This is a genomic window from Streptomyces antibioticus (genome assembly GCF_002019855.1).
GTDB classification, from domain to species: Bacteria; Actinomycetota; Actinomycetes; order Streptomycetales; family Streptomycetaceae; genus Streptomyces; species Streptomyces antibioticus_B.
In genome coordinates this window covers 4,571,702-4,585,188 of sequence record NZ_CM007717.1, presented here as the reverse complement: position 1 = coordinate 4,585,188, position 13,487 = coordinate 4,571,702, and the positions used below count along the sequence as shown (strand labels likewise).

The 13,487-nt window shown below is 72.8% G+C and carries 13 protein-coding genes; 7 read left to right on the top strand and 6 right to left on the bottom strand.

Annotated elements, in window-relative coordinates; translation table 11 throughout:
- Positions 1-2 precede the first annotated feature (2 nt).
- Complete coding sequence (locus AFM16_RS20725) at positions 3-623, bottom strand: phosphoribosylanthranilate isomerase (RefSeq protein WP_245177749.1); 621 nt, start codon at positions 621-623, stop codon at positions 3-5.
- A 167-nt stretch (positions 624-790) separates the two neighbouring features.
- Here AFM16_RS20725 and AFM16_RS20720 point away from each other — a divergent pair, with 167 nt between their 5' ends.
- Entirely contained in the window at positions 791-1,567 is a 777-nt protein-coding gene (locus AFM16_RS20720) for a hypothetical protein (protein WP_078634231.1), read from the top strand.
- A gap of 16 nt (positions 1,568-1,583) precedes the next feature.
- On the opposite strand, the gene AFM16_RS20715 is transcribed toward AFM16_RS20720, so the two are convergent.
- A complete protein-coding gene (locus AFM16_RS20715; RefSeq protein ID WP_078634230.1) occupies positions 1,584-1,958 on the bottom strand; it encodes a cupin domain-containing protein in 375 nt (124 codons plus the stop codon).
- Entirely contained in the window at positions 1,955-3,238 is a 1,284-nt protein-coding gene (locus AFM16_RS20710; RefSeq protein ID WP_078634229.1) for a wax ester/triacylglycerol synthase domain-containing protein, read from the bottom strand. The genes AFM16_RS20715 and AFM16_RS20710 overlap by 4 nt, the downstream gene beginning before the upstream one ends.
- Positions 3,239-3,440: 202 nt before the next feature.
- On the opposite strand from AFM16_RS20710, the gene AFM16_RS20705 reads away from it, so the two are divergent.
- On the top strand, positions 3,441-4,616 hold the full coding sequence (locus tag AFM16_RS20705; RefSeq protein WP_143648409.1) for a macrolide family glycosyltransferase: 1,176 nt from the start codon (positions 3,441-3,443) through the stop codon (positions 4,614-4,616).
- 4 nt (positions 4,617-4,620) lie between these two features.
- Here AFM16_RS20705 and AFM16_RS20700 read toward each other — a convergent pair whose 3' ends face one another.
- From AFM16_RS20700 to AFM16_RS20690, 3 genes are all read right to left on the bottom strand, one after another.
- Positions 4,621-5,316, bottom strand: a complete 696-nt coding sequence (locus AFM16_RS20700; RefSeq protein ID WP_078634227.1) for an SMI1/KNR4 family protein — start codon at positions 5,314-5,316, stop codon at positions 4,621-4,623.
- 252 nt (positions 5,317-5,568) lie between these two features.
- Positions 5,569-6,900, bottom strand: a complete 1,332-nt coding sequence (locus tag AFM16_RS20695; protein WP_435837650.1) for an LCP family protein — start codon at positions 6,898-6,900, stop codon at positions 5,569-5,571.
- Positions 6,901-7,268: 368 nt separating this feature from the next.
- Positions 7,269-8,978, bottom strand: a complete 1,710-nt coding sequence (locus tag AFM16_RS20690) for a lysyl oxidase family protein (protein ID WP_078634226.1) — start codon at positions 8,976-8,978, stop codon at positions 7,269-7,271.
- 381 nt (positions 8,979-9,359) lie between these two features.
- Between AFM16_RS20690 and AFM16_RS20685 the strand changes: the two genes are divergently transcribed.
- The 5 genes from AFM16_RS20685 to AFM16_RS20665 all read left to right on the top strand — a co-directional run bounded on the left by AFM16_RS20685 (position 9,360) and on the right by AFM16_RS20665 (position 13,437).
- The gene (locus tag AFM16_RS20685) at positions 9,360-9,767 is read left to right on the top strand and encodes a YciI family protein (RefSeq protein WP_030781751.1); all 408 of its coding nucleotides are present in this window, start codon (positions 9,360-9,362) and stop codon (positions 9,765-9,767) included.
- Between the two features lie 8 nt (positions 9,768-9,775).
- Complete coding sequence (locus tag AFM16_RS20680; RefSeq protein ID WP_078637033.1) at positions 9,776-10,921, top strand: RNA polymerase sigma factor; 1,146 nt, start codon at positions 9,776-9,778, stop codon at positions 10,919-10,921.
- A gap of 176 nt (positions 10,922-11,097) precedes the next feature.
- Positions 11,098-12,138 carry a glycoside hydrolase family 26 protein gene (locus tag AFM16_RS20675; protein WP_078634225.1) on the top strand — a complete coding sequence of 347 codons (1,041 nt, stop codon included), beginning with the start codon at positions 11,098-11,100 and terminating at the stop codon, positions 12,136-12,138.
- A gap of 98 nt (positions 12,139-12,236) precedes the next feature.
- Complete coding sequence (locus tag AFM16_RS20670; RefSeq protein WP_078634224.1) at positions 12,237-13,178, top strand: M23 family metallopeptidase; 942 nt, start codon at positions 12,237-12,239, stop codon at positions 13,176-13,178.
- A 70-nt stretch (positions 13,179-13,248) separates the two neighbouring features.
- Positions 13,249-13,437, top strand: coding sequence for a hypothetical protein (locus AFM16_RS20665; RefSeq protein WP_030781740.1), 189 nt, complete (start codon positions 13,249-13,251; stop codon positions 13,435-13,437).
- Positions 13,438-13,487 lie beyond the last annotated feature (50 nt).

The following is a 13,487-nucleotide window of genomic DNA, read 5'->3' as shown; positions in this document are numbered from 1 at the left end:
CGTCACGCGCCGCCGCGCGCCACCGCCACGAACGATCTGATCAGGGCCGGGTCCTTCACACCGCGGGTCGCCTCGACGCCGCTGGAGACGTCGACGCCCCAGGGGCGGGCCGCGTCGACGGCGGCCCGTACGTTCTCCGGGGTGAGACCGCCGGCGAGCAGCCACTTCTCGCCCGGGGCGGGCGCGGGGCCGCCGGACCAGTCCCAGGCGACACCGGAACCCGGCACCGGCGCGTCGAGGAGCAGCAGGTCCTCGCCCATCTCCCCGCAGCGCGGCACCGTGTCGCCGAACGCCGCCGCGCGGATCAGCGTCCAGCCGCCGGCGCCCAGGTCGTCGTAGTACTCCCGGCCCTCGGAGCCGTGGAGCTGGACGGCCCTGATGCCCGCCTCGGCGGCGACGGACCGGACGTCGGCCAGCGGCTCGTCGCGGAAGACGCCGACCGTCAGCACGTGCTCCGGCACTCGCCGGCACAGCCGTGCGGCCGTCGCGGGGTCGATCCGGCGCGGGCTGGCGGAGAAGACGAACCCGACGGCGTCCGCGCCGGACTCGACGGCGGTGTCCACGTCCCGCTCGGTCTTCAGCCCGCAGATCTTGACGAAGAGGTGATCACTGGAGTCGCTCACGGCCCCAGCCTGCCGTATCGGGCCCCCTGACCTGCCGACCGGAACCCCGTAAGCGGTTACGTAGTTCTACCGACGTGGGCGCTCCCCGCCCGCCGGTACGGTCCGGGAGGGCGCCGCGACCGCGCGTCAACGTCCGTCTGTGATCGCGCAGTTCAGGAGGGTCGGCCGTGCTCGGCTGTCTGGGTGTCGTGCTGTTCCTCGTCGTCGTCGGCGAGTTCCTCGTCCTCCCGGTCTGGATGCACGATCTACTGGCGGCGCAGACCCCGCCCCAGGAACTGGGCATCGGCGAGACCGCGCTGCTGACCCTGGGTTCGCTGCTGGCGGCGCTGGTGGTCGTGTGGACGTCGGGCCGTCGCAGGCCGGGGATGCTGTGGGCGGCGGCCGGGCGGGCGGTGCTGCTCCTCGGGCTGTGCGTCGCGGCGGCGCTGGCGGTGCGGCAGCAGTTCGGCACGGAGTACTGGAATCTGCTGGCGGCCGCCGAGAGCCTGGCGGCGGGGGCGACCGCGTTCGCCTTCCGGCGGCTGCTGCGGCGCTGGGAGCGCGGCCGGCCGCAGCCCGGTGAGGTGTGGCTGGCGCTGGTGCCGTTCCGGGAGCGTGACGAGGAGGCGCAGCACTACTGCGTGGTCGTCGGACGCGGCCCGGCGCACGCCCGGGTCCTCCAGATCACCTCGCAGAACAAGGACGGGCGGGCCGGGTTCGTCCGGCTGCCCAACGACGGCTGGGACGTGCGCTCCGGGAAGGACCACTGGATGGAGCTGGGTCCGGTGCCGCGCGAGGTGCCGTACCGGAAGTTCCTCAAGGAGTACCCGCAGGGGCCGTGCCCGCGGCCCGCCTGGCGGCAGATCCGGGCCGGCTGTCCGCAGGAGGACCCGCTGCGGGCCGTGCTGGCGGGTGTGCGGCGGGTGCGGGGGAGGATCGCGCGGCTGCGGGCGGCCGGGGGGTGACGCCTCGGCGTTCGGTTCAGGGGCTCGTGGCGTATCCGGGGAGCGACGGCCAGCGCACGGTCAGGACGACCGACTCCTCCTCCGCGTACCAGGAGTGGCCGACGCCCCGGCCCCAGACCACGTAGTCGCCCTGTTCGGCGAGGAGGACGGTGCGGCCCGGGAGTTCGACGCGGAAGCGGCCGCTGACGAGGACCAGCAGGGCGGTGCGTTCCTCGCCGGTCACCCAGTGGGCGCGCTCGTCGCCGCGCGGGTGGACGCCCCACTTGATCTCGACGTCCTCGCTGTGCCGGGGATCGGCGGGGTCCTTGAAGTGGCCGAGGAGCCAACCCCGGTCCAGGGCGGCGTCCTTGCCCGCGTTGCCGACGTACACCGTGTCGTCGTTGTCGTTCATGGACCGGGAACGTAGCACCCGCCGCTGCCGGACCGTCCGAGCGAGCGCAGCTCGTGCAGGAACTCCTCCGCCAGCAACTCGGCGTCCTCGGCACCGGAGTTGGTCGTCACGCTGAGGGTGTGGCCGCGGGCGCAGCCGCCCAGCGCGAAGGTGACCGTGTCGGCCGGCGGGATCATCGGCACGAGGTTCACCGCGCGCAGCCGGCGTCCGGCGAGGGTGCGGCCGCCCTCGCGCAGATGGACGTAACTACAGGCGGCGGGAGCGTAGTCGGGGGCGAAGAGGCGGTCGCGGGCCAGCGCCGCGGTGGTGCCGGGGAGGGCCGTGACGAGGCCCTCGACGAGCCGTTCCACCGCGCTACGGCGTCGGATCGTGGTGGTGAGCAGTCCGGCGCAGGCGGCGAGCCGCGCGGCCGGGTCGGGGAGGGAGACGGGCGCCGGGACGCGGACGTTCGTGAAGGCGTTGCCGAGGAAGTCGCCGTTGTCCGGCGGGCGTTGGTCGACGGGGACGGAGAGCCAGACCTGACGGGAGGCGCCGTCCGGGTCGGCGCCTGGGCCCCTGAGGAGGCAGGACCGCAGGACGCCCGAGACGGCGGCGAGGAACACCTCGTTGGTCGTGGCGCCGCGGTGCCCGTCGGCGCTGTGCGCGAGCCGTGCGGCCCGGACCTCGTCGGGCGGGAGGCGGACAACCGTGTACGCGGGTGCGCGGTCGCCCTTGGCGGGGAGGGGCACCGGCAGTCCGACGGTGAACACGCCGGGACCGCCGACGGGCGTGCGCCGCAGCGGTCCTGGCTCCGCGAGGGACGCCGGGACGTCCACGGGCGGGGCGCCGTCGAGGAGGGCGCGCAGGAGGGTGGTGACGGAGCGGCCGTCGCAGAGGCTGTGGTGCATCCGGAACAGCAGGGTGAAGTCGCCGTCCGCGGTGCCGCGCAGGAGGTGGAGGTCCCAGGCCGGGCGGCCGTCGGGGAAGGGGGTGTGGAACCAGGTGCCGACGGCGTCGGGGAGCGTGACGTCGTCGTGGCGGAGGTGCTCGGAAGGATCAGCGCGGTGGCCGTGGGCGTCCGCCGGGAGCCAGCGGTGCCGGCGGGCGCCGCGCCGGTCGCGGACCAGCGTCTGCCCCAGCCGGGGCACGCCGGCCCATCGCTCGGCGACCAGGTTCCGCAGTTCGGCGGGGGTGGGCGGGGTGCCCGTGAAGTCCAGGGCGACCCCGGCGTTGGGCGGGCCGAACGGCCAACGGGCCATGCCCTCCTCCATGAAGGGCAGGCGTGCTCCGGCTCCGGGCATGGGCGGCTCCTGTCGTGAGGTCCGGACACCTCAACTGCCGTACGGGGCCGCCGGTCACGCTGTCAACGCGGCGGGGGCCCGTGCTCCCTGATGGAGTGACGTTTCGGCGCGGGAGGGTCACGGACGGGTCCGACGGGTCGTTGAGCAGAGCCGCGCACCGCACCCGCACGCCGTACCCCGCACAGGACAGGACCCTCGCAACGTGTCTGGCACGAGTCCCTCTCACATCGCCTTCGTCAACCTGCCGATGCAGGGGCACGTCAACCCGACCCTGGGCGTGGTCGAGGCGCTCGTACGGCGGGGCCACCGGGTCACCTACGCGATCACCGAGGACTTCGTGCACCCGGTGAAGGCGGCGGGCGCGGAGCCGGTGCTGTACCCGGTGGACCGGGGCGACGGCTCGGAGCCTCCGGAGCGGCTGTCCGAGGGCCTGGCCCTGGCCGTCCATGTCTCCCTGGGCTCCCTCCCGGCGCTCACCCGTGCCTGGGCCGGCGACCGGCCCGACCTGATCGTCCACGACGTCTACGGTTTCGCGGGCCTCGTCCTCGGCGCGCAGTGGGACATCCCGGCGGTCCTCTTCTCCCCCACCCACCTCAACTACGACGGCATCATCCCGGAACTCTTCGACGGCACCCCGGACCTGACCGCCCTGCCCGGCTACTCCGCCCTCGCGGCCGCCTTCACGGAACGCGGTCTGGACAGCGCCCTCATCCGGCGGACCGAGGCCCCGCCGTACGCGGTCGCCACGCTGCCCCGGGCCTTCCAGCGCCGCCCGGAGACGGTGCGGGCGCGGCGGGTCGCCTACGTCGGTCCGGCTCTGGACGACCGTTCGTACCAGGGGTCCTGGCAGCCGCCGTACCCGGGCGCGCCGGTGCTGCTGATCTCCCTGGGCTCACAGTTCACCCGGCGGCCGGACTTCTACCGGGCGTGCGTGGAGGCGTTCGCGGACGGCGACCACCATGTGGTGATGGCGGTGGGCCAGGGGGTTCCCGTGTCCCAACTCGGCCCGCTCCCCGCTAACTTCGAGGTGCACGAGCAGGTGCCGCAGCTCGCCGTCCTCGGCCACGCGGACGCGTTCGTCACGCACGCGGGGATGGGCGGCACGATGGAGGCCGTCCACCACGGCGTCCCGATGGTGGCGGTTCCGCAGATGGCCGAGCAGCGGGTCAACGCCCGGCAGATTGAGGACCTACGGCTCGGCGTGCACCTCCCGCGCGAGGAGGCGACCCCGGCGGCGCTGCGTGACGCGGTACGGCGGGTGACGTCCGATCCGCGGATCCGGGCGGGAATCTCGGCCCTGCGGTCCGAACTCGCCTGTGCGGGAGGGGCGTCGGCGGCGGTCGAACTGATCGAGGAGGCCCTCGGCCACCCCCGCTGACCGATCAGCGCCGGGTGGACGCGGCGGACTCCCCCGTCTCCGTCTCGGCCTTCTCCAGCCAGTCCAGGTACCAGTCGGCGAAGGTCGTGTGGAGGGGTTCGAGGTCCAGGTCGTCGGCCCGGGGGTCGGACCAGACGGTGCCTCGGTGGACGCCGGTGACGACGAGCCATTCGCGCTGGGCGCAGCCGAGGTGGCAGATCGGTATCGCCCCGGCCGTGCGCTCGGGGGCGAACAGCGGGCCCTCGTACCAGCGTTCCTCCCACGCCTCGTAGGCGTCGTCGAAGGCGTCGAGGTCGTCCCTGTCCGCGTACTCCTCCTCGTCGGGGCGTTCGGCGAGGAGCGCGGCCACCGTCTCCGGGTCCGGGCCGTGTTCGGGGAACGGGTGGGACAGCAGGGTGAGGTCGGCGAGGTCCGCGCCGTCGCCCTCCCAGCGCCAGCGGCCGTCCACCCGCCGGACCGGGAAGAGCCCGTACGCCGGGCCCACGCCGCCCGCTCCGACCTCCCGCAGGAAGGAGCGGTACTCCTCCGGCAGCCGTACCCCGAGCTGCGTCTCCAGGTCGGTGAGCTGTGCCTCGGTGAGCGGGTCGGCCAGCTCCCACCCGTGGCCGTGCGCCCCGAAGACCTCACCGCTCGCCGGCCGCGCGCCCAGCTCCGTCACGCGTCGCCGGACGTCCGTCCATGTCCGTGTCCCGTCGATCATGTCCCGACCGTACGGCCCACCACTGACAGTCGCGCACAACGAACGAGTCCCACCCCGCCTGACACGGGATGGGACTCGTTCTTCCGGAGCGCCGGGCAGGGCTTGCACCTGCATTTCCCCGCAGGAAGCGGGGCGTCTTACTTGGACCACCAACGCAGAGGGCGTTCACCGTTTCTCTGTGTCCCGGTGACCGGCTCAACGAGATTGATCATAAGTACGACCGGGATCTCGGCGCAAGCCCCGCCTCGCACGTCAGGCCACGTCACCGGTCTTCAGCTCGGGCCCCACGGTGAGGGTGACGACCCCGGCGGCGGCCGCGGGATCCGTGGTGGCCTTGACGCCGGGCAGCCGGGAGGCGATGGCCGCGGCCTGCCGCTCCAGGCCGGGCGGGGCGGTGACGGTCGTCTTCGACACGGAGGCGGGCGCGTTGCCCGTGCCGGCGACGGTGTAGCCGGCCAGCCGCAGCTTGTCCGCGACGGCGGCGGCGCGGCCGCCGATGCCGGTGCCGTTGAGGACCTGGACCTTCACCTGGGAGGCGTACAGCAGGTCCTCGACGTCCGCCTTCAGCTCCGCCTTGGTCGTCTCCTTGTCCCGGGCCAGCGCGGTGAACAGGTCGGTGGCCTGCGGGTACTGCCAGACGACGTTGGCCTTGTCGGTCGGTACGTCGGCCTCGCGCGGGTAGTTGGGCACGGTGAGGAAGGACAGCCGGTCGCTCGGGATGCCCTTCAGCTCGTCGGCCAGGCCGTAGAGCTGCTTGATGCCGGCCAGGTCGGGGTCGGCGGTGAGGGACTTGGTCGCGGCCTGCATGAAGCCGTACAGCGCGTCGGGGCTGGTGAGCTTCTTCTGCGCCTTCCCGGCGAGGGCGTCCATGAACTCCTGCTGGCGGCCGATGCGGCCGATGTCGGAGTTGTCGCCGACGCCGTAGCGGACCCGGACGTAGCCGAGGGCGGTCTCGCCGTCGACGGTCTGGCAGCCGGCCTTCATGTTCAGCTTGGCCTTGTCCGACTTGATGGGCTGCTCGGGGCAGACCTCGATGCCGTCCAGCGCGTCGACCATGCCCTTGAAGCCGGAGAAGTCGATCGACATGAAGTGGTCGATGCGCAGTCCGGTGTGGGCCTCGACGGTCTTGATGCTGCACGCGGCCGCCTCGGCGACCTCGCCGCTTATGCCGCCTATCGCGAACGCCTCGTTGATCTTCCCCTTGTGCGGGGAGGACGTCTTGCCGCCGCCCATCTGGCAGGCGGGTATGTCCACATAGGAGTCGCGCGGGAACGACACCACCGCGGCCCACTTCCGGTCCGCCGGGATGTGCAGCACCATCAGCGTGTCCGACTGCATGGTGGTCAGGTCCTTGCCGTACTTGGCGTTGGCGCCGTCCCGGCTGTCGGAACCGACCAGCATGATGTTCTTCGAGCCCGGGCTGAGGTTCTCGGGCCGGTCGCCGCCGAGCTTGTCGTCCACGTCGGCGGAGCTGATGTTGTCGTTGAGGTCCTGGTAGATCCAGGCCCCGACGCCGCCGATGCCCAGGACGACCAGGGCGGTCACTCCCGCGCCCCAGGCGAGGATCTTTCCGCGCCGGGTCAGCCGCGTGCCGCCGGTGCGTCCGGTGCCGCCGGTACCACCGTTGCCGGTCCTCCGGGCCGCGCCGCGACCCGACGGTGCGTGTCCCCGCCTTCTCGTTCCGCTCACCGGCGTTCGCTCCTCCGCATCGGCCGTCTCACCCCGTACACCGTGCTCGGATCGTCGGCGTCGGTCACCGCCGGACGTCGGAACCTTACACGCGACGTGACATACGTCCCGAGAGCATCGGACGACTCAGGAGACTCACGGAACATCAGAACGGTTGCCCGAATGTGGTGTTCGGCACGTGGGGCCGCGGGTGCCCGCCGTCCCGGCCCCGCGCGGTGCGGGACCGGGGCGGCAGGCGTGCCCTCAGGGCGTGTCACCGTGTGTCACGGGGCGTTGATCAGGTCGAACGGCGGGACCTTCACGGTGCGGGCGCCCGGGGTGCCGCCGAGGACGACCTTGCGCAGCGAGACGTTGTTCTTGAGGTTCGTCTCCTTCAGCCGCTTGGCCGGGTTGGCGACGACCTCGATGTAGTACGTGCCGTTCGGCAGGTCGGTGATGTCGAAGGACTGGCCGGGACGGTACTGGGTGTAGGTGTCGCCGGAGCCTACGTCGAGGACCTCACGGACCGAGATGGAGTTCTGCTGGCCGCAGGCGGTCGACAGGTCGGTGTTGTAGGGGTGCCAGTTGGCGTTCTTCACCGTGTAGTCGATCGCGTCGGTGTTGGCCAGGCAGAACGCCTCCTTGCCGCTCTTGACGATCTCCTTCTTGTCTGCGGCGAGCAGGTGGTAGCTGGCGAAGTCCGTGAAGTGCCAGTGCTCGTGCCCGATGCGCGGGTCCCACTCCATGGTGCCGGTGGGCGTGTAGCCGATCTGCTTGCCCTTGGCGTCGTAGAAGTACTGGTACGCGTCCATCAGACCGGCGCCCGGCTTGCGGAAGCCGTCGACGACGAGGGGTGCGGGGCCCGCGTTCCACACGTTGGCGCTGAAGGCGAGGTAGTCCTTGCCGGGGGCGTCGCCGTCCTCGCCGTCGGTGACCGCGATGTCCCAGGCCGGGAGCGAGCGCAGGTCCGGCTTGGGGGCGTCGGCCGGCACGGAGGCCCGGCCGGTGGGCCGCGCGGCGGCGGCCTTCAGCGCGGGCGAGACCCGGGAGCCGTCGGTGTGACCGGGGCCGTCGCCCAGGTGGTGGGCGAGCCCGCGGTCCTCCAGCGCGTGCGAGAGGGCACCGGGGGTGGGGGCGTCGGCGCCGCGGGGGCCGTAGTGATGCCCGCCTCCTTGGGAGTGAGCACCGGCGTGGGTGCCGCCGTGAGTGCCGCCATGGGTGCCGCCGTGAGCCATGGCGGAACGCCCAGCGGCACCGGCGCGGCCCTCTCCGCCGCCCTCCCCCTCGCCGACCTGCCGCACCGTCACCTTGATGGTGGGCCGGGTGTCGGGGATCCCGAACAGGTCGCGGTACTTCTTGGCCACGGACACCTTGGCCGTGTACTCGCCGGCCGGCAGATCGACCGGGTGGTCGTAGTCGACGGCGGTGGTGTTGGCCGCCCAGCCCTTCTCGACGCCCCAGACGGAGCCGAGCGTGAAGGGGTTGCCGGGGCAGCTCTGCGGATAGCGCGAGGTGGCCGGGGCGTCCGGGCGGAGCCGGCCGGAGGCGTTGTTCGGACAGAAGGTGCCGGTGGTCTTCCGCACCTCGGCGCCGGAGGCATCCTTGACGGACACCTCCAGGAAGCCGGGCAGCCCGGAGAAGTCCTTGACGGTCCCGGCGGGCAGGGTCTTCGTCGTGGTCCGTGTGCCGTCGCGCAGGATCTGCTGGGCGACCACGGGGTCCTTGTACGACGTGCGCGTCACCTTGAACTCCAGCGGAGCCTTGTCGACGGTGACGTAGGTGCCGAGGTCGAGGTAGACCCCCGGCTCGCCCTCCCAGCGGTCGAGGGTCACGGCCTCGGACGCGGCCACGAGCTTGAGCACCGGTTTGCCGGGCGTGGCCGGCGCCGCACCGGCGCCGGGGGCGGCCCCGGCGACGGCGGCGACGACGGTCAGCGCGGCCCCCGCGGCAAACGCCCCGCGCTTGATTCCCTTGCGGTGTTGCGGTCTGGTCATCGGTTCCTCGTCTGCGAGTGCCATGGTCAGTGGCAGCGGACCGGACAGCCCACCCCGGCCCTCTCACGAACGCGTCCCCACGCGCCCCGGCCGAAACGGTGAGCACCCTGTCAGAGAGGCAAAGGGCTTGCGAGGGTTGCCTGTTGCCCCGAACTCCCGCGAAACACCACCCCTCCGAGTGAGCCGTGAACCGATCCGCCCCCGGGAAACGATGAGGCGGGTGAGGACACGCAGAACCCGCGGACACTCTGGTGACACGGGAGCCGCCCGCCGACCGAAGAAAATCCGGGACGTGATGTCGAGAAGCGGCAGGCCGCTCCGTCCCCGGGGTGAGCGTGGCCGGAACGGGGTCGCGTCGGGTGTGTCAGAAGGAGAAGGACGATGGCCAAGTATCTGCTGCTGAAGCACTACCGGGGCGCCCCGGCCGCGGTGAACGACGTGCCCATGGAGCGGTGGACGCCGGAGGAGATCTCGGCGCACATCCAGTACATGCGGGACTTCGCGGACCGGCTGGAGCGGAGCGGGGAGTTCGTGGACGGGCAGGCGCTCGCTCCCGAGGGGCTGTGGGTCCGTTACGACGGTGAGGGGCGGCCGCCGGTCACCGACGGGCCGTTCGCCGAGACCAAGGACCTCATCGCCGGCTGGATGGTGATCGACGTCGACAGTCAGGAGCGTGCCCTGGAGCTGGCCGGGGAGCTGTCGGCCGCCCCCGGCGCGGGCGGGAAGCCGATCCACGAGTGGCTGGAGGTGCGTCCGTTCCTGGCCGCGCCGCCCACGATCACGGACTGATCCCGGTGCTGGACGAGGCGCTGCTGCGAAGTCTCACGCCGGGTGTGCTGGGGATCCTCGTCCGCCGCGGAGCCGACTTCGCGGCGGCCGAGGACGCCGTACAGGACGCGCTGGTCGAGGCGGTCCGGGTGTGGCCGGAGGATCCGCCGCGGGACGCGAAGGGGTGGCTGGTCACCGTGGCCTGGCGCCGGTTCCTGGACGCGACCCGGGCGGACACGGCCCGGCGCCGGCGGGAGGACCTGGTCGAGGAGGAGCCGGCGGCGGGGCCCGCGTCCGCCGTGGACGACACGCTCCGGCTCTACTTCCTGTGCGCGCATCCGTCGCTGACGCCGTCGTCCGCCGTCGCGCTCACCCTGCGGGCGGTCGGTGGGCTCACCACCCGCCAGATCGCCCGCGCCTATCTGGTGCCCGAGGCGACGATGGCGCAGCGGATCAGCCGGGCCAAGCGCACCGTCTCCGGGGTGCGCTTCGACCGGCCCGGCGATGTCGCCACCGTGCTGCGGGTCCTCTACCTGGTGTTCAACGAGGGCTACTCGGGCGATGTCGACCTCGCCGCCGAGGCGATCCGGCTCACCCGGCAGCTCGCCGCCCGGGTCGACCACCCCGAGGTGGCGGGGCTGCTCGCGCTGATGCTGCTCCACCACGCCCGGCGTGCCGCGCGGACCGCGTCCGACGGCAGCCTGGTGCCGCTCGCCGAGCAGGACCGGAGCCGCTGGGACACCGCGTCGATCGCGGAGGGCGTGGCGATCCTCCAGGCGGCCCTGGCCCGGGACCGGCTCGGTGAGTTCCAGGCGCAGGCCGCCGTCGCCGCCCTGCACGCCGACGCGCCCAGCGCCGAGGACACCGACTGGGTGCAGATCGTGGAGTGGTACGACGAGTTGGTGCGGCTGACGGACAACCCGGTCGTCCGGCTCAACCGCGCGGTGGCCGTCGGCGAGGCGGACGGACCGCGCGCCGGACTCACCGCCCTCGCGGCGCTGGACGACTCGCTGCCCCGCCACACCGCGGCCGCCGCCTACCTCCACGAACGCGACGGCGACCTGGCGACGGCGGCACGCCTGTACGCCGAGGCGGCCCACAAGGCACCCGACCTCGCCGAGCGCGACCACCTGACCCGTCAGGCCGCCCGGCTGAACGCCCGCCTCGGCCGATGACCGGGTCCCGGCGAGGGCGTCCTGACGGCGTACCCGGCGAGGGTGCCTTGTCGGCGTCCCTGGCGAGGGTGCCTTGACGGCGTACCCGGCAAAGATGTGTTGACGGCATCCCCGATACGGGTGTTTCGGGGGCGAATCGGGCGCATACGCGGGGCGCGTGGCGTCATCATGAGCCGGTGTCCCCACCGGTGGCTTCCTCGCCTCGCCCCCCGCGCGCCCTGCTGACCTTGATCCTCGTCGTCCTCGTCCTGCTCACGGGACCCGCCTGTGCACCGGGCGGGGAGCGGGCGACGGGCACGCCCGACGCGAAGGCGCCCGACGGCCCGCGCCCCCGGGCGACTACACGGCCCGCGCCCCCACCCTTCGGGGCGTATCTCGGGCACGGCCAGGAGGGAGTGCAGCGGGTCTCCGGGCTCGACGGCTGGCTGGGCCCGGCCACCCCCAAGGTCGGACACGCCTATCTGCCGGGCGACCGCTGGTACAACATCGCGGGCGCCACGAACGACCTCGAACACTGGGCGCGCTGGCGCAAGGCCCGCTCCGACCGGCTGTTCGTGCTGAACGTGCCGATGCTGGAGCGCGCCGAGGCCCATCTCCCCGACTCCGTCGTACGGCGCGAGCTGCGCAGGGGCGCGGACGGGGCGTACGACGGGCACTTCCGCACGCTGGCCCGGCGGCTGATCTCGGTCGGGCTGCCGGACACCGTGCTCGTCGTCGGCTGGGAGATGAACGGCATCACCTACACCCACCGGTGCGGCCCCGACCCCGCGGCCTGGAAGGCGTACTGGGTGCGGATCGTGACGGCGATGCGGTCGGTGAAGGGGCAGCGGTTCCGGTTCGAGTTCGCGCCCAACCGGGGCATCGACGCCGTCCCGTGGCCCCGGTGCTACCCCGGCGACCGGTACGTCGACGTCATCGGCATGGACGCCTACGACCAGCCGAACGGCATGACCTTCGCCCAGCAGCGCGACGAGCCGTACGGCCTGGCCGAGCACGTGCGGTTCGCGCGGGCGCACGGCAAGCCGATCGCGTACCCGGAGTGGGGGCTGTTCCGCAACGGCGACAACCCGGCCTATGTGCGCGGCATGCTGAACTGGTTCGCCCGGCACCGGCCGCTGTACCAGACCATCAGCGACTACTGCCCGCACGGCGTGTGGTGGTGCTCCGGGAACCCGAAGTCGTCGGCGGAGTACCACCGGCTGATGACGGGGCGGTGAGGGCGGGGGCGTGAGGGCGGGGCCGTTCGGTTGAAAGACCCGCGCGTGTCCTGCCCCGTGTCCCGCCCTGAGGGCCCCACCGGTCCGATGATCCCAAGATGCGACGAGTCTCTTGCGCCCGCGTCCTCCCACTGGCCCTCCTGCTGGTGACGCTCGCCGCCGTGCCCGCCGACGCGGGGGCCGGCGGGGCGGGGGCCGGTGCAGGTGTCGGTGCCGGTGCCGGTGTCGGTGCCGTCGGGACTGTCGACGCCGTCCGGGGCGAGGCCGCGCGTGCCGTCCGCGCCCATGAGACGGCTCGCGCGCGCGTCGACCGGCTCCGTGCGGCCGACGCCCTGCCCACGAAGATCAAGTCCGCCGAGCGGCGCCGCAAGAAGATCCGCGCGGACCTGTGGGACATGCTGTGGGCGGCGGGGCGCGCCTCCGGCGATCCGGTCGCCGTGAACAAGTCCGGCCGGGGCGGGAAGTGCGCGTTCCAGAGCCGGAACAAGAAGAAGAGCAAGAACAAGAGCAAGGCGAAGACGAGCCCGAAAGCGAAAGCCTCGAAAGCCCCGAAAGCCCCGAAGGCTCTGAAGGCTCCGAAGGCGAAGCAGGACAAGGCGGCCGCGGAGAAGAAGGCCCGGGACACCGCCCGTTCCTGGACCGCCCCCACCCGTGACTACTGGCTCTCCGCCGGATACGCCGCCTCGGGCGCCCGTTGGGCCCACCGGCACACCGGGCAGGACTTCGCGGTGAGCACCGGCACCCCCGTGTACGCGGTCGGTCCGGGCACGGTCCGTGCGACGACCTGCGGTGACGGGTTCGGCAACCAGGTGGTCGTACGGCATCCCGACGGCTACTTCACGCAGTACGCGCATCTCTCCCGCATCGACGTCCGCGCCGGCAAGCGCGTCAAGGCGGGCCAGCGGCTCGGACTGTCCGGCGCCACCGGCAACGTCACCGGCCCCCATCTCCACTTCGAGGTACGGATCACGCCGTATCTGGGCTCCTCGGTGCCGCCCCTGCCGTGGCTGCGCCGGAAGGACGTACGGGTGGTCCGCTGACCGCAGGTGGCACACTGCGCACGTCGCACGTCGCACGTCACCGCGACGGAGGGGGAGGGAAAGCCAAGGTATGAGCCGACGGCGTTATGTGGCCCGGGGCGTGCCCGGCGGCTACCGGATCTGGGACAACCGCCGCCGGGGTCCCTGGGGCGACTTCTACGAACTGTGTCCCGACGAGCTGATCGCCGCGCTGAACTCCGGGGCCGACCAGGCGCGGATCGTCGAGTTGATGCGCCGCTGCAAGAAGGCGCGCCGCTGATCGCCGGCGTTCGCGGCACCGCCGCCCGGTCCACCACCGCCACCGCCACC